Below are 15,027 nucleotides of genomic sequence, written 5' to 3' on the forward strand. Positions count from 1 at the left end.
AGGCGGCTTCAGGGCAGGGACTTCTCGAGCTGCTCCCAGGCCTCGAGGAGCTCGCGCGTCTTGCGCTCGGCCAGCTCCTGGAACTCGGGGGCGAGGTGGGCCACCTTGTCCGGGTGGTACTGCGCCACGAGCGTACGGAACGCCCTCCGGGCCTCATCCTTGGAGGTGCCCGGTGCGATGCCGAGCACGGTCCACGGGTCTCTCTGCGCGGGGGGCGGAGGCGGGGGAGGCGGCTCGGGCTCGCGAGGGGCGTAGGCGCGTGTGCCCCGAGGCGGCGTGGGCTCATGAGCGGCGGGGCGGCGGGAGCCCTTGGGGGCGGGGGCGCGGCGCGGGCCGGGCTTGCGGGCGGGATCTGGCGGAGGGATGCGCGGGGAGAGCTGGCTGAGCGCCTCCTGAAGGAACCAGAGCTCCTCGCGAGGCGTCTCGCGCTTGCGCACCACGGCGCGCGGCCGGCCGTTCTCGAGCAGCAGGTAGTTGCTGGCCGCGGCGTAGGCTTGCTCCTTGTTGTTCGGGTAGAGCCGGGCGCCGAGGTCTCCGAGCGGATCGCGCCACATGCCCTCGATGGAGCCCTCGTCCGCGACGAGCACCTGGGTGAGGGAGTGGCCGAAGCTGGCGTCGAGCGTGTCGAAGGGCTCGCGCTCCTCGGGCGGGCGCATGTTCTGGCCATGGCGCACGCCCTTCACGAGCAGCAGCCCCCGCGTCCCATCCACGAGGGCGAAGAGCTTGTCGCGCACCTGCCTGTCGGAGAAGAAGAGGACGTGCACCACGGGGCAGAGCCTACGCGCACCCGCCCCATGTTGTGCACTTCCGACTGAGTGCCTGACTGCTTGGGGAAGGAGGTGCCTCGGGTGGCGCGGGGGTCAGGCTCCATGGAAGCATGCCAGCTACCGATGCGATTGCTGCGTGTAACCTCCCCGTGGGCAGCGGTGCTCACCGCCTGCGTGCTGCTCACCGCCTGCGCCACTCCGTACGGCGCACCCCGCCAGTACAACCAAGCTCCGGCGCTGTCTCCGGACTCGGCTTCCAACGGTTGCCGCCATGCCCCGGTCCTCTGTCGGCCTCAGCCCGGCGAGCAGCTGCCCAGCATCCCTCCTGCCTCTGGCCCTCAAGCCGCCGCGCTCAACATCGCCGCTGTCGCCAAGGTCGTTCAGATCGCCATTGACGCCACGCTCGAAGGGCGCATCCGCCAGGCGCTGACGGAATGCGCCAACACCGCTCGCTTGGATGTCATGTACCGGCACTTCCAACGCAGCCCCACCCGTGAGGAGTGCCTGGAGGTGGTGGAGCATGACGCTCAGGGCCAGCCCGTCACTCGCGCCATGCTCCTGGGCCGCGAGCAGCACAAGGTGGCGCTCGAGTGTGTCGAGCAGCGGCTGCGGCAACTCAAGCCCGGCGGCTTTACCCTCTCCCCCCGCTACCGCTACAACCCCAGCACCGGCGAGACCCAGTTCATCCCTCCAGAAGAGGTGCAGGCCCTGCTCGCCCAGGGCCGCGGCGTCGAGCTGCGCGGCACCCTGGAGCCCGACCTCGTCATCAACCTGCCGGGCAACCCACTCCAGGTCCAGCTTGTCTTTGATTTCAAATTCCCCTGTGTCAACACTGGCGAGCACTCTCGTTGGCGGACGTATCCCAAGGGACATCCGTACGCAAACCTCTCACAAGGCAGGCTGTACGCGGACGCGCTGGGCGTACAACCCTTGCTCGTGCAGCCCCATTTCGGAGTCTTCTAAATGAGCGAGCATTACCCACACATTCGCATCAAGGCAGAGAACGGCGCTGTCTTGGTACGCGAGGGGCTCAGTATCACTCTCTACATGCGCTATCCTCACGCTGAGGTAGCACCCAAGGTGCAGCGTTCGCTTGAGCTATATCTGGACGCCGTGGGCCGCCAGGCGCTCGGCTACTATGCGGATGAAGAGGGGGAGTCCCAGCCACTCGATGACGCAGGTTGGGCGCGCATCTGGCGCGAATTGCATGACCCCTCCTCAGCAGCCATTCAGTTGCGCGATGACACCATCTTCGAGTGCAGATATTGCTTCGAATATTGGGGCAAGGCCCGGGAAGTCCCCTTCCCTCTCAAGAAAGCTACCGCAACCAGCGCAGTGAGCTTCTGGCTGCCCGTCGAGTTCCTGGAAGCGCACGGTCCCGGCCGTGTGCGTGAGCTGGCGCTGGAACTGGCCGCACCCTTGCCCTTCTGTTCTGGCCATGCGGGCCTGTCCTTCAACGGTGACCTGTACATCATGGGAGTCGACCACCGTGTCGCCTCCTACTGCTTCCGCTACCCAGGCCTGGACATTCCCCAACTGGAGTCGCGGAGCTGGGATCTGGGCACACAAGTCATCGGGCCCCAATGGCTGACCTTCCTGGGCCAGCCTGTCCTGGGTGAGCTGGGGGGCGCTCAGGGCCTGCGCTCCCGCCTCCACTCTCCAGGAACCACGGTGCAGGAAATGGACGGAGACAGAGCCCTCATCACCTTGGGCCCATGGCCCGAGGCGGGCGACACCGAGCGCGGCGATACCCTGCCCGCCTACCGCGAACTGGCTCGCGTGCTGGAGCCTTGGCTCTTCCGCGAGCCCATCGGCAGCATGTCCGGTCTGCCTCGCCAGGACGTTCCTCGCTGGGAGCGCCGCTTCCTCGATTGAGCGCTCTGCCGCTCCGGCAATCTCTCACGGCGCGTTCTGCTATGCTGAACGTGAGAGGTCCTTCCGGAATGTCCCTACCCAGCACCTCGTGGCTCGCGTGCGCGTGCCTGCTGTGGGCGGCCGCCACCACGGCCCAGCCTCGCCCGCAGCGCGAGAAGAAGGAACGGCAGGCCACGCTCCTGCGCGGCCCCGCCGAGCCCGTGCCCCAGGTCCGCGTGGGCGCCAACGTGCTCACCTCCCTGTTCTTCAACGCCCCTCTGTCGAGCGCCCAGGTGGAGGGCCGCGAGCGCTTCACCCGCCTGGACGTGGGCGAGCGCGCCCTCTACCTCGAGCCCGCCCTGGAGCTGGCCTCCACCGAGCGCCTCGCCCTCCACCTCACCTTCGCGGATGGCCGCGAGGCCGTGCTCCTGCTCGTCTCCCACCCCAGCGAGGTGGATACGCGGGTGGACTTCACCCTCCCGGAGCGCTCCGCTGAGACGTGCGAGCGCGAGCTGGCCACCACGCTCGCCCACTGCGAGGCCCAGCGCCGGGAGCTGGAGGATCTCCAGGCTCGAAACGCGGAGGCCAGCCCGGGCCTCCTGGCGCTGGCCGACAGCCTCGATGAAGACATCCAGAGGGAGAACCTAGAGGTACGTGACACCCCGGCCATGCTCCACCTAGTCCAGGGAATGACGTACCGTTTGCGCGGATGGGTGGTGCTGACCGTCCACGTACAGAACACGGGCAAGGCGCCCTGGACCCCTGTCCGAGCCCAGCTCACGCCCGCCGCGCCGGGCGTGCGGGTGCGGGTGGTGTTCCCCTCCCAGGCAGCCCTGGCCCCTGGGGCCCAAGCGAGCGTCGCCATCGAGCTGAAGTTGCCCGCCCCCGGCGCACTCCACGAGCCAGGCGCCAAGCATGAACTGGCGCTGTGCGACAGCACGGAGGCGCGCTGCCTACTCTTCTCCAGCCTGGCGCTCGATGAACGGAGGCCCGCTCGCCCATGAGCTCGCAGCCGGATCCCACGAATCTCCCACCGGGCACGTCCATCCATGGATGGCGCGTGGTGAAGAAGCTCGGCCAGGGCGGCTACGGGGTTTTGTATCTCGTCGAGCTGGGGGGGTACTTCTTCGCCTTGAAGATGGCGCAACACCGCGCCGACAGCGGAGACACGGCCCACACGGATGCCCGCATCCGCCGCGAGCTGTCCTGCCTGAGCCTGGTCCACCATCCCCACATCGTCCGGGTGTGGAGCCACGGATACTGGCCTCATCCTCAGGAGGGCTTCCTCTTCCTCGTGGAGGACTACGTGGAAGGCTACACGCTGGCCGAGTGGGCGGAGCACACCCACCCCACCTTCCGCCAGGTGGTGGCGCTCCTGGAGCCTGTGGCCGACGCGCTGGAGACCGCACACCAGATAGGGATCTTCCACCGCGACCTCAAGCCGTCCAACATCCTGGTGCGTCAGCGTGACCACGGGCCCGTCATCACCGACTTCAGCGTGGGCGACCACCCCCTGGCCGAAGAGCTGACGGAGGGCCCCGTACCGCCCGGCACCCGGCGCTACCGCAGCCCGGAGGCCTTGAAGTTCGAGCGTCAGCACCTGCACCAGCCCGAGGCGCGCTACCGCTTCCAAGCGACGGATGAGCTCTTCGCGCTCGGCGCCACCCTGTATGACCTCCTGACCGACCCGCTGCCCACAGGGAGGCACCCGCGCCTGCCGCTCAACAACGACACGCTGCCGCCGCCCTCGCCCATCAAGGTCAACCCGCGCGTGCCCCCGGCGCTGAGCGATCTGATCATGGCCCTGCTCGACCCCAATCCCCGGGCCCGGCCCCCGTCCGCGGGCGCCTTGCACCGCATGGTGGGGGAGCTGAAGGCAGACCCGGACAAGGCCTGGGATGCGCTGGTGTACCCGCCCTCGGCCCGCCGCACGGCGCCCGCACCTCCGCCCCAGGCTCGCCAGACCCTGGGCTGGCTGGGGTGGCCTCGGGCCGCGGCGCTGGGAGCCGCGTTGGTGGCCCTGCTGCTTGGGGCCATTCTCTTCAGTGCGCGCGGGCGTGAAGAGGAGCCACGCCCCGCTCAGGCGGAGCACACCCCCCAGGAGCAGCCGCTCGCGCGAGGGGTGGACCTGCCAGTGGAGCCTCCAGCCCCCCAGCAACCCCCGCTGGGGTCCACCTCCCCTCCCTCTCAGAAGGAGAACAACGCCGTGAGCCTCTCTCGGAGCACCCCAGAAACCCCTTCCGCCGTGACACCTGCACGCAAGCCCCAGAAGGTGCCTCCCTCCGTCCGTCCCAAGCCGACCCTCAAGCAGTGTGCCGCGCTGATTGGTCTGCTGGAGTTCCTGAAGGTGGGCTGTGCCACGGTCCAGCTCCGTCCTGAACCCGGCGAATGCCCCGAGGAAGCCGTGAAGGCCATGATAGACGCCGGTCAACTGAACCCGCATCGCCCGTTTGTCTGGGTCCAGGCCGACGCGAATATTGACGATGCGGAGGAGCACGTGGTCTTCGAAAACGGCCCCATCACCAGCAAATTTGGATCCATCGAACACCTGGGCCATTTCCCCGAGGGCACCCTCCTGGACGGCCACCTCTGGGTGAGCGCTCCGGGCGACCGAGTCTTTGGACGGTTCACTCGCGCCCGCCTGCCAGATGGCACCATCATTCCTCTCTGCCTGGAGCTGTGTTCCGACAACGGGCACAAACTGGGCTACCCGAAATCGGGGCCCGGTCCCCGAGAGGGCACTGCCGAGATGAGGAACAGCGTGAATGCCTGCTGGGCCAGGCACTGGCGTTGAGGCCCGGCGGGACACGCGTAACCCAAGAGGTCACTTCCCTTCCATCCAATGTTTCAGGTAGTATGGTTGTGTCAGTGCGTGGCATGCCGCCACGCGTGGGAGGCGCTTCCCATGGCACACCCATCACGCCCCTGGAACCCCCAGGGCCTCATCCTCTTCTCTCAAGGCGACGTCTCCTATGAGCTCCTCCGGGAGCTGGAGACCAGCCACCACGGCGAGTCCACCGTGCTCGCGCGCCAGCGCACAGGCCGCTCCATCGGGCGGCAGGTGGTGGTGAAGCGCCTGCCCCTCACCCAGGTGGCCCCCGCCACGCGAGAGCTCATCCGCACGCGGCTCGAAGAGGAGGTCCGTCTGGCCGCGTACCTCCAGCACCCGAACATCGCGCGGCTCCTCGGGCGCCATGAGACCCCGGACACCCTCTTCGTCGTCAGGGACTTCGTGGAGGGCTGGAGCCTCGAAACGCTCCTCACCGCCTCGATGATGTGCGAGGCCCGGTTCTCTGAAGCCTTCGTCCTCTACGTGGGCGCGGAGGTGGCCAGCGCCCTGCATCACGCGCACACGCGCGTGGACGAGCAGGGCCACCCGCTCCACATCCTCCACCGCGACATCAACCCCCTGCGCATCACCCTGGGGCCGCTCGGCGAGGTGACGCTGACGGACTTGGGCCTGGCCCACTCCCGCCTCCCGAACCGCCGGCCCACCACGCTCCCGCGCCCCCGGGGCAATGTCTACTTCGCCGCGCCCGAGGCCCTGCTCGGCGGGAGCCTGGATGCGCGCTCGGATCTGTTCTCGCTGGGCATGGTCCTCCTGGAGCTGGCGACGTGGCGCCTCCTCTACAACCTCGACTCGGCGGAGCTGGACGTGCCGCCGGAGGCGCTCACCCCACCCCTCAAGGAGCAGGTGCTGGGCGCGCTGATCACCGCCGTCGAGGCGGACCTCCCGGAGGAGGTGGATGAGCTCATCCTCCGCGCAGCCACCTACGGCTCGGAGGAGATTGAGCGGGTGACACAGCAGCTGAGCGAGCCCCTCCGTGGCATCCTCCAGCGCCTGCTCCAGCGGGATCCCGCGTCCCGTCACGCGACCGCGCTGGAGCTGGAAGCGGAGCTGCGCGCGTGTCTGGCCGTGCTCGCCACGCCTTACGGCGCGACCGAGGCCGCTGAGGAAGTTCGCAGCTCCCTGGCCGTGGCCCGCTCGCGGCAGGAGCGCGTCACCGCCAGGGAGCCGGGAATCTTCCCGGACTGCACCCGCCTGCCCACCGACGCCATCACCACCGAGTCCAGCCACCCCTGAAGTTGCTCATGTCCAAGAAGGCAAAAGCGCCCTATACCAAGATCATCCGCAACGGCAGCCATGGGCCGGATGAGCCTCCCGCCTCCATCGACGAGCTGATCGCCCTGCTCGAGACGAATCCGGTGGCCTCCTGGACGACCTGCCGCCCGCTGAAGGAGGCCCTGGACGCGACCTTCCTCTGCGGCGAGTTCAGGTCCCGCGAGCACCCCTTCAGCATCGTCACCACGGATCCGGCTATCAAGCGCCGGCTCACCGAGGCCTTCCTGGCCAACTGCGACCGCTTCCAGGTGGAGGCCAATGAGCCCCGCTCGCCGAGATCCCGCGCACGAGCCAAGAACGAGCGGCGGAGACGTTAGCGAAGGCCCGCCCGGAGCAGGCCCTCTCCCGTCCGCGTGCACGGTGAGGGAGGCCAGCAGTCCCCCTCCCCGCCCGGGCCATGCATTGGCTCCCCAGTGCCTATCTCTAGCCAGGAGGAATGCGCGCCCTTCCCGAGTGGCCAGTGCCTGCATGGCGTGGCAAGCCCGAGCCGCTCGCTGCCCGCCTGAGGAGCCCCGCGCACCTCGAGGAGAGGCTTGCCGGTGACGTGCTCGGACGGTGGTGAGTTCAAGCTCCTGATCGAAGCCGTGGCGGATCCGCTCGTGGTGTGTGATGGCCAGGAGCGCATCGTCCACCTCACCCGCGCCGCCGAGCGGCTGCTTGGCTGGACGGCAGAGGAACTCCGCGGCCAGCCCTTCACCACGCTCGTGCCCCAGCGCCTGCACCACGTGGAGGGCTGCCCCGTGCTGCGCTACCTGCTCCAGCGGCAGCCCAGCCAGGGAGGCCACCCCACCCTCATGCCCCTCCAGCGCCATGGCGGCGAGGAGCTGCTGCTGGAGGTGACCACGGGCCACGCGGGCGAGGGGGCGCACGAGCGCATCGTCCTGTCCCTGCGCCGGCTCCCCGAGGCCCCCAGCTTCACCCCCGAGCCCTTCGGGAAGGATGTGTCCCTCAAGCTCTGGCACTCCGGGCACGTGGCCGCGACGCGTGAGTTCAATGTCGCCGATCGCCTCTACCAGCTCATCACCGACAACGCGCCGCTGGGCATCTTCCACTTCGATAGGACGCCCGTCATCACCCTGTGCAATGACTACTTCGCCCGCATCATCGGCTCGCCCAAGCAGCTGCTCATCGGGCTCAACCTGCTGACCCTGCGCGACGAGCGCATCAAGGACTGCATCCGCGCCACGCTCCAGGGCGAGCACACGTGCTACGAGCAGAGCTACGCCTCCGTCACCTCCACCAAGGTGACGCCGGTGCGCGCCCTCTTCGCGCCCTGCCGCGACGAGCACGGGGAGGTGGGCGGGGGGGTCGGCATCATCGAGGACGTCTCCGAGCAGCTGCGCGCGGAGGAGGAGCGCGCCACCCAGGCCGCGCTGGTGGCCACGCTGCTGCGCACCGCCCCCATCGGCATGGCCTTCCTGGATCCGCAGATGCGCTACGTGCGCATCAACGACATGCTCGCGAGCATGAATGGCCAGCCCGTCGAGGAGCACATCGGGCGCAAGCCTCACGAGGTTCTTGGCCGGGCCGGTATCCGGATGGAGCAGGTCTTCCAGGGCGTCTTGGACTCGGGCAAGCCGCTGGAGCAGCTGGAGCTGAGCAGCCAGGACATCCGCATGGAGGGCCCGCTGCGCCACTGGGCCATCAGCCTCTATCCGGTCCACGGCCAGGACGGGCGGCTGCTGGGCCTGGGCGCGGTGGTGGAGGATGTCACCGAGCGCAAGCAGGCCGAGCAGGAGCGCGCCCGCCTGTTCCGCGAGGCCCAGGAGGCCGTGCGCATGCGGGACGACTTCCTCACCATCGCCTCGCACGAGCTGAAGACGCCGCTCACGCCGCTGTCGCTGCGGCTGGCCAACCTCGAGCGCCGGCTGGAGCACGGCCAGCCCGTGGACCCGTCCGCCGTGCGCCACGCGCGCCACCACCTGCTGCGCCTCACCGCGCTCATCAATGATTTGCTGGATGCCTCACACGTCCAGTCCGGAGGGCTCGCGCTGCACCGCCAGCCCATCCAGCTGGACTCGCTCGCCGAGCGCGTCATCCACCTGGCCCAGGGCTCCCACGACGGCGTGCACCACATCGAGTTCCACCCCCCGCCCGCGCCGCTCCAGGTGCTGGGCGATCCGTACCGGCTGGAGCAGGTCATCTCCAACCTCCTGGAGAACGCGCTCCAGTACAGCCCGGATGGCGGCACCATCCACGTGTCCCTGGAGCCGCGCGGCGATCTGGCCCTGCTGTCCGTGAAGGATCCGGGCATCGGCATTCCGGCGGATCAGCAGCAGCACCTCTTCGAGCGCTACTTCCGCGCGCGCAATGTCTCCACCCACTCGTACGGCGGCCTGGGGCTGGGGCTCTACATCTGCCACGACATCGTCGAGCGCCACGGCGGCCGCATCTGGGTGGAGAGCGATGTAGGCCACGGCTCCACCTTCCATGTCGCGCTGCCGACATACCCGGAGGCACAGGCCGGGGTGGCTCCGCCCTCGGAGCACCCCGCACACTGAAAGTCTTGCAGGGGGGGCTGCAAGAATGACAGCCCGGGTGTCCACCGGTGTTCGCTTCAACCTGCCAAGCGCCCGCATTTCCGCGCTTTGCGGGCTGGCACGCGGCCTGCTTTAGAGAAGCCCCGGAGGCTCAACACAAGGAATGGACACCATGACGACGGACACCCCCACCCTGACTCGTGAGAAGGACGGCTGGCTCATCCGCGTGAAGATGGGCGGACGCATCCAGGAAGTGCACTGCACCAACGAGGTCCAGGCTCGCTACTTCGCGGTCATGCTGGCCCTCAACCCGCTGAAGCCCACGCGCTTCCGCAACTGAGGGCTCCTGAAGGCATGAAGGGCCACGACTCTCTCGGGTCGCGGCCCTTTGTTGTCTGGCCAGGTCCGCGAGGACGAACGCGCTCGGGAGCCCCTACGGGACGCCGCACATAGGCGCGCCCTCGAGCTCGAAGCGAGCATCCCTGGCGCGTGGCTCGAAGCCGTTCCCAGGAGTGGGCGCCTCGTGCACGTCCGCCTGGGTGTTGCAGAACTGCTGCTCGCGCAGGGCCGCCTCCTGGAAGTAGGCGCGCATCAGGGCAAGGCCGTCCCGCTGGCGGGCGATCTGCCCGAGGCTCCGTAGCAGTTGCATCTCCACTCCGGCGTCATTCACCTGCTGGGCCCACTTCAGGCCGCGCAGGGCCTGCTCGCGCGCCTCGGGCAGCCGGTGCTGGGCCACGAAGAGCTCGGCCCGCAGCTGATACAGCTCCGCGCAACGGGCATCCAGTCCCTGCTGCTCGCACGTGGGCAGCGCGGCCGTCAGCGTGGCCTCCATCTGGGAGAGCTGGCTGGCGGCGAGCTGCTGCCGGGCCCGGTACGCCTCCAGGCCCATCAGGAACCACGAATCCCCCACCGAGCGCGCGGCGGTCGCGTACAGCTCCATCCGCGCGGGCAGCAGGTGGAGCAGCGGCAGTGCGCCCAGGAGCATGTCCTGCTCGCCCGCGGCCTGGAGCTGGCGAATGAAGCCCTCCGCGGCGCTGGGCTCCAGAGTGCCCGCGAGCCCCTGGGCGAAGGTGGCCGCCAGCGGGCCGCGCTGGGAGAAGTCCCGCTGAGCCGTGCGCTCCACATAGGCCTGCAGCACGTCGCCGCCGTAGTGCGCATCCAGGGCCTTGGCCACGGGCAGCAGCGCGCGGACGCGCTCGGCGGAGGGCGCGGTCCAGGCCGCCAGGTACAGGGAGCGGCGCGCCATGCTGGGGGCGTCTCGCACCTGGCTCTCGTTCAGGAGCTTGCCCTGCTCCACCATGGCCTTGCCGGCGCTGTGGACGGCCTTCCACCGGTTCTGGCGCTCCAGCCCCTGGCGCTCCAGCGAGGCCTTGAGATTGCGGGCCTCGCCGCTCCAGCCGGGCTCGTTGAGCGCGGCCACCTTGCCGAAGCTCTCCGCGGCCAGCAGCTCCAGCCCCAGCTCGCGCAGCACCAGCCCGCGGTTCCACAGCGCGGGCGCGTGGTTGGGCGACTTCTCCAGCACCCCGTCCAGCAGGGTGAGCGCCTCTTCCAGCGCGCCCTTCGACAGCGCCACCACCGCCCGGTCGCTGTCCACGTCCGGCGAGCCCGAGAGCTTGCTCAGGTACTCGGCCGCGCTGTCCCGCTCGCCGCGCAGCAGGTAGCTGGTGGCCAGGCCGTGGAGATCTCCCGCCTTCTCCAGCTTGGCCTGCGTCTCCAGGGGCACCATCTCCAGCGCGCGCTCGTTGTTCCCGCGCTTCACGCCGTAGGGCCGCCAGCCGCTCGCCCCCGCATAGCTCAGCCGCGCCTCCATGGAGCGCGTGGGCGCCAGCGCGAGCGCCTCATGCCCCATGCCCTCCGAGCCGACGCCGGGGTTGCGAAGCACCGCCAGGGCGAACGCCGCGGCCAGCGCGCCTCCCAGCACCACGGTAAGCCCAGCACGACGTCGGCGGCTCCACGCGGGCCGAAAGGTGCGCTCCGGGGCCGCCTCCGAAGGCCGAGGAGGCTCCGCAGGCCGAGCCGGCTCCGTGGGCCGGGCAGCCTCCGCCGTGCGCGCCGCTTGCACCGGAGCCGGGGCCTGCTTCGCCTCCGTCGAGGCCAGCCGCCCGCTCAGGGCCTGGAGCTGGAGAATGTCGTCCAGCTCCGCCTGGCACTGCTCGCAGGTGCCCAGATGCTCGCGGAAGGCCTCCGCCTCGGCGGGCTCCAGCTCGCCGTCGGCGAAGGCGTGCACGAGCTCATGAATGTCATCGCCCATATCGGACAGGCCGCTCATGCCTCACCTCCAGTGGCCGTGGGCATCAGCAGTTCCTTGAGCCGGCGCCGCGCACGGATGAGCCGCGTGCCCACCGTGGCCTTGGGGATGCCAAGCCGCTCGGCAATCTCGATATAGGAGCGTCCCTCCAGCGCGTGGAGCTGGTAGACGAGACGGAACTCCTCGGGAATCTTCTCCAGGGCCTCCCGAAGCTGCTCGGGGGTGATGGCGGCCCACGCGGGCAGCGCCTCGGCCTCGGGAGCGGCGATGCGCTCCTCGACTTCCTCGGCGGACACATCCGCCCGCCGCTCGCGGATCCTCGAGCGGCAGCGATCAATGAAGAGGTGGCGGAGGATGGTGAGCAGCCAGGCGCGGCCATCCGTGCCGGGCTTGTAGCGCTCGCGGTAGTTCCACCCGCGCTCCAGGGTGTCCTGGACGAGATCCCTCGCGTCGGTGGCGTTGCCGCACAGGCGCCGCGCGGTGCCATGGAGCGCGGACTCGTGCTCCCGGACGAAGGCGTCGTACCACCGGCGATCAAGTGAGGGAGCTGGGAGCGGCCGGGGTTCCACGCGGGTCGCAGGCTGGTCCGTCCCATCCCAGTGCGTCAAGCACTGAGAGAGGAAGCAGCCGGACAAGCCGTCGTGTAGGGCAACCGCGTTCATGTCCTTGAGAGAACGACGGCCCGCGCGGATCTTCCCACCCGGATTCTTCCAAGGATTTTTCCGCTACGGGTTACGGCGGACGAGCTCCTCGTTGAGGACGCTGGCGAAGCACACCCAGCCCAGGTAGGGCGCCACGAGCGCCGCGGCGGGCCGGTCCACCTTCCGAGCCGCGGCCATATAGGCGGCGATGCTGGTCCCGAGCGCGCCGATGTCCGCCAGCGCGGTGCGCTTCAACCGCTTGCCGAAGAAGAGCCAGGTCCAGGCGGCGTTGAAGCCGAGCTGGAGCGCCCACAGTCCCAGGGCTCGCGAGCGCGCTGGCCCTGCTGGCTGATTCCACACCCGCCAGCCCGACAGGGCGATGAGGCTGTAGAGCACCGTCCACACGGGGCCGAACACAGCGTTGGGAGGTTGGAACGGGGGCTTGCGCAGCCGCCGGTACCAGCGCTGGGTGCCATGGTTCGTCACCACGGCGCCCAGGGCTCCCGCGCCCGCGGTCAACGCTCCAAAGACTCCGAGCGCCGCGACGGATTCGGCTCTCAGGGAAGGACTCTTCAAGGCTGGGCTCTGCTGCATCATCCATCCTCCTGAAAGAGGCTCCGTGTCCCCCTGAAGGTAGGGATGCCTCGGGAGAGGGGCAGCCCTCCCCTCTCCCAGGGTCAGCGTCCGCTCACGGAGCGGGAAGGCCCGCCGGCTCTTCCACGCGGGCCTCGCCCGCCACGCCGGCCATGAGCCACCGCCGCACCAGCATCAGGTGCTCCGCCTCGGTGGACAGCGCCTGCTCGAACTGGGTGACGAGCTCGGTCTGATTGAGCCCCTGTGCCAGCTCGATGAGCATCTCCCAGCCCGCGTTGTCCGTCAGCTCCGCCACCAGCAGCGCCTCCAGACACTGGACCAGGTTGGTGCGCGGATCGGTGAGCACCGCCGGCAGGCCCTTGGAGACCACGGCGCCCAGGTCCGCGCAGGGCGTCAGCGCCGTGGGATCGGCCCCCAGCCCCTGGATGGCGTCGCGGACGAGCGCGAAGTGGGCCAGCTCCTCGTTCATGATCTTCTCGAGCTGCTCGCGCGAGGGACCGCCCGGCCACGTGCCGTGGACATCGAACTTGCTCAGGGCGGCCTCGTAGAGCCTCACCCCGGCGCGCTCGAAGCCGGCGCGCTCGCCCAGCTTGTCGATGAACACCGTGGGCTTGGTGCCCTTGATCATCTCCTTGGCGGTCTTGAACATGCCCTTGAGCGTGGCCGGCACGGGCACCGAGCCCACGCCGTCACTCTCCTTGGCATAGACGATGCGCACCTCGGCGATGCCCACCTCGGTGCCCGGCGAGCTCGGCAGCCCCGCCTTGGCGCCCTCGATGGCCTCCTTGCTGTCGATGGGCGAGCTCTGAATGCCGGTGCGGTTCAGCCCCACGTCACTGGATGTCTTCTTCATTACTGCAGCCTCCCTTCCGGCCCCACGCCCACGCGCTGCACCCGAGCGTTCAGCTCAGTGCCCGGAGTCCACTGGTAACCCGCGGCCACCGTCTCGGTCGGCGAGCCCTCGGAGTTGAGCTGATCCCGATAGAGGATCGACCGGTGCCCCGGAGGAATCTCCGCCTTGTCCACGAACTCCGTGCCGTTGGCGCGCAGGTCCACTTCCTGGGCCAGCGTGCGGCGCACGAACTCGCGGTGGCTCTTGAAGTCGATCAGGTCCGGCAGCGTGGCGGGCAGCACCTCGGCCGGATCCCTCCCCCCGAGCCGCTGGAACAGCTCCATCACGTAGTGCAGGTGGCCCAGCTCGTAGTCCACCATGCGCTGCCAGATGCCCTTGATGCGGGCGTTGCCCTCGTACTGCAGGCACGAGTAGTAGCAGTACAGCTCCATCGCCTCGTGCATCAGCCACTGCTCCAGCACCGACTGGTCCGGATCGATCAGCGAGCCGTACTGGGTGACATGCTGCTCCTCGATGGAGGCGATCTCCGCGTAGAGCTGGCGCGCGACCGGATCGGCGAACATCGGGCCGATGGTCATGTAGAAGTCGTGCGTCTGGAACTCGGCCGCGGTGATGAGCAGGGCGTGGATCTTCGTCAGCGGGTGCGCGGTGCGCATGTCATACGGCCGCCGCAGGTCATCCAGCGGGTGGCGGTGCTCCACGGCGGTGGGCCGCCCGGGCCGGATGTCCGAGTAGGACTGGATGAGGTAGTTCGGATCCTTGCCCTCGATCCGGTCGTACAGCGCGGAGTAGCGGTACAGGTGGTCGAAGTCCTCCAGCATGCCGAAGCGGTAGGCCTGGGCCAGGTATGGGTCCGGCTCCTTGAGGGCTACGCTGGCCGTCACCTCGATGGCTACCTGCTCGAAGCCGAGCGTGGTCTCCACGGGGCTCTGGTCCGCGGGGTTGAGCCAGTTGACCAGGGTCTGCTGGTGCTGCTCCACCCGGCGGATGAGCGCGAGCGGCTCGCGCAGCTGGCGGTTGAAGCGCGCGACGATGTGCTTGAAGCGCAGGGCATCCGACTCGATGCCGTTCATCAGGATGACTCTCACGCGCGTGAAGGCATCGTCATCCAGCTTGCTATAGGGGCGCTGAACCATGTCCTTCCAGGTGAAGACCTGGCGATCCAGCGGCACCCCTTTCTCCTTGAAGAGATCCAGGGCCACGTCTGACTCCTTTGAGCGGAGGTGAAAGAATCGGGCTAAAGCTCTGGCCCACCCCGAAGTCCGGCAATGGGACGCAGGTGGGTACCTGGGCCCCCGCGAGGCGGAGCGGAAGCTCGCCTGGGCGCCTGCTCTGAGCCGAGCAACTTCACCCGTTCAAGCTCGCCACGCACCCCACTCCGGGGAAGGAGCAGAGCGGAAGGATGCTGCCTGCTCGCTGGCTTTGTCGAAGCTGGCATAGAGTCGGCGGCGAACGAGGAAGCCGTCG

At 69.0% G+C, this 15,027-nt stretch carries 14 protein-coding genes; 8 read left to right on the forward strand and 6 right to left on the reverse strand.

The genetic code is table 11. The features are described from left to right. Positions 1–8 precede the first annotated feature (8 nt). On the reverse strand, positions 9–767 hold the full coding sequence (locus ACJ8AT_RS23925; RefSeq protein WP_407740147.1) for a DnaJ domain-containing protein: 759 nt from the start codon (positions 765–767) through the stop codon (positions 9–11). A gap of 123 nt (positions 768–890) precedes the next feature. Here ACJ8AT_RS23925 and ACJ8AT_RS23930 point away from each other — a divergent pair, with 123 nt between their 5' ends. From ACJ8AT_RS23930 to ACJ8AT_RS23965, 8 genes are all read left to right on the forward strand, one after another. Beyond that, positions 891–1,730 (forward strand): hypothetical protein, encoded by an 840-nt coding sequence (locus ACJ8AT_RS23930; protein ID WP_407740148.1) that lies wholly within the window; start codon positions 891–893, stop codon positions 1,728–1,730. After that, positions 1,731–2,642 (forward strand): DUF3396 domain-containing protein, encoded by a 912-nt coding sequence (locus tag ACJ8AT_RS23935; protein WP_407740149.1) that lies wholly within the window; start codon positions 1,731–1,733, stop codon positions 2,640–2,642. Positions 2,643–2,710: 68 nt separating this feature from the next. Further along, complete coding sequence (locus ACJ8AT_RS23940) at positions 2,711–3,625, forward strand: DUF2381 family protein (protein ID WP_407740150.1); 915 nt, start codon at positions 2,711–2,713, stop codon at positions 3,623–3,625. Next, complete coding sequence (locus tag ACJ8AT_RS23945) at positions 3,622–5,415, forward strand: serine/threonine protein kinase (RefSeq protein WP_407740151.1); 1,794 nt, start codon at positions 3,622–3,624, stop codon at positions 5,413–5,415. The genes ACJ8AT_RS23940 and ACJ8AT_RS23945 overlap by 4 nt, the downstream gene beginning before the upstream one ends. 111 nt (positions 5,416–5,526) lie before the next feature. Then, complete coding sequence (locus tag ACJ8AT_RS23950; protein WP_407740152.1) at positions 5,527–6,705, forward strand: serine/threonine-protein kinase; 1,179 nt, start codon at positions 5,527–5,529, stop codon at positions 6,703–6,705. Positions 6,706–6,713: 8 nt separating this feature from the next. Continuing rightward, a complete protein-coding gene (locus tag ACJ8AT_RS23955) occupies positions 6,714–7,061 on the forward strand; it encodes a hypothetical protein (protein ID WP_407740153.1) in 348 nt (115 codons plus the stop codon). Positions 7,062–7,283: 222 nt separating this feature from the next. Then, the gene (locus ACJ8AT_RS23960) at positions 7,284–9,245 is read left to right on the forward strand and encodes a PAS domain S-box protein (protein WP_407740154.1); all 1,962 of its coding nucleotides are present in this window, start codon (positions 7,284–7,286) and stop codon (positions 9,243–9,245) included. A 151-nt stretch (positions 9,246–9,396) separates the two neighbouring features. Next, positions 9,397–9,564, forward strand: coding sequence for a hypothetical protein (locus ACJ8AT_RS23965; protein WP_407740190.1), 168 nt, complete (start codon positions 9,397–9,399; stop codon positions 9,562–9,564). Between the two features lie 93 nt (positions 9,565–9,657). Here the strand turns inward: ACJ8AT_RS23965 and ACJ8AT_RS23970 are convergent, their stop codons facing one another. The 5 genes from ACJ8AT_RS23970 to ACJ8AT_RS23990 all read right to left on the reverse strand — a co-directional run bounded on the left by ACJ8AT_RS23970 (position 9,658) and on the right by ACJ8AT_RS23990 (position 14,762). Then, positions 9,658–11,493, reverse strand: a complete 1,836-nt coding sequence (locus ACJ8AT_RS23970) for a zf-HC2 domain-containing protein (protein WP_407740155.1) — start codon at positions 11,491–11,493, stop codon at positions 9,658–9,660. Next, positions 11,490–12,041: an RNA polymerase sigma factor gene (locus tag ACJ8AT_RS23975; RefSeq protein ID WP_407740156.1), complete on the reverse strand. Its 552-nt coding sequence runs from the start codon at positions 12,039–12,041 to the stop codon at positions 11,490–11,492. Before ACJ8AT_RS23975 ends, ACJ8AT_RS23970 begins: the two co-directional genes overlap by 4 nt. 156 nt (positions 12,042–12,197) lie before the next feature. Further along, the gene (locus ACJ8AT_RS23980) at positions 12,198–12,710 is read right to left on the reverse strand and encodes a TspO/MBR family protein (RefSeq protein WP_407740157.1); all 513 of its coding nucleotides are present in this window, start codon (positions 12,708–12,710) and stop codon (positions 12,198–12,200) included. A gap of 91 nt (positions 12,711–12,801) precedes the next feature. After that, positions 12,802–13,560: a ferritin-like domain-containing protein gene (locus ACJ8AT_RS23985; RefSeq protein WP_407740158.1), complete on the reverse strand. Its 759-nt coding sequence runs from the start codon at positions 13,558–13,560 to the stop codon at positions 12,802–12,804. Continuing rightward, a complete protein-coding gene (locus ACJ8AT_RS23990) occupies positions 13,560–14,762 on the reverse strand; it encodes a hypothetical protein (protein ID WP_407740159.1) in 1,203 nt (400 codons plus the stop codon). The genes ACJ8AT_RS23985 and ACJ8AT_RS23990 overlap by 1 nt, the downstream gene beginning before the upstream one ends. Between the last annotated feature and the right edge of the window lie 265 nt (positions 14,763–15,027).

The sequence above is a fragment of the Hyalangium sp. genome (assembly GCF_045802625.1).
Classification (GTDB): domain Bacteria; phylum Myxococcota; class Myxococcia; order Myxococcales; family Myxococcaceae; genus Hyalangium.

Excerpts from the sequence above, each read along its gene's own strand:
- ACJ8AT_RS23930 (WP_407740148.1), top strand. The coding sequence starts at position 891 with ATGCGATTGCTGCGTGTAACCTCCCCGTGGGCAGCGGTGCTCACCGCC.
- ACJ8AT_RS23940 (WP_407740150.1), top strand. The coding sequence starts at position 2,711 with ATGTCCCTACCCAGCACCTCGTGGCTCGCGTGCGCGTGCCTGCTGTGG.
- ACJ8AT_RS23965 (WP_407740190.1), top strand. The coding sequence starts at position 9,397 with ATGACGACGGACACCCCCACCCTGACTCGTGAGAAGGACGGCTGGCTC.
- ACJ8AT_RS23980 (WP_407740157.1), bottom strand. The coding sequence starts at position 12,710 with ATGATGCAGCAGAGCCCAGCCTTGAAGAGTCCTTCCCTGAGAGCCGAA.
- ACJ8AT_RS23945 (WP_407740151.1), top strand. The coding sequence starts at position 3,622 with ATGAGCTCGCAGCCGGATCCCACGAATCTCCCACCGGGCACGTCCATC.
- ACJ8AT_RS23970 (WP_407740155.1), bottom strand. The coding sequence starts at position 11,493 with ATGAGCGGCCTGTCCGATATGGGCGATGACATTCATGAGCTCGTGCAC.
- ACJ8AT_RS23935 (WP_407740149.1), top strand. The coding sequence starts at position 1,731 with ATGAGCGAGCATTACCCACACATTCGCATCAAGGCAGAGAACGGCGCT.
- ACJ8AT_RS23985 (WP_407740158.1), bottom strand. The coding sequence starts at position 13,560 with ATGAAGAAGACATCCAGTGACGTGGGGCTGAACCGCACCGGCATTCAG.
- ACJ8AT_RS23955 (WP_407740153.1), top strand. The coding sequence starts at position 6,714 with ATGTCCAAGAAGGCAAAAGCGCCCTATACCAAGATCATCCGCAACGGC.
- ACJ8AT_RS23950 (WP_407740152.1), top strand. The coding sequence starts at position 5,527 with ATGGCACACCCATCACGCCCCTGGAACCCCCAGGGCCTCATCCTCTTC.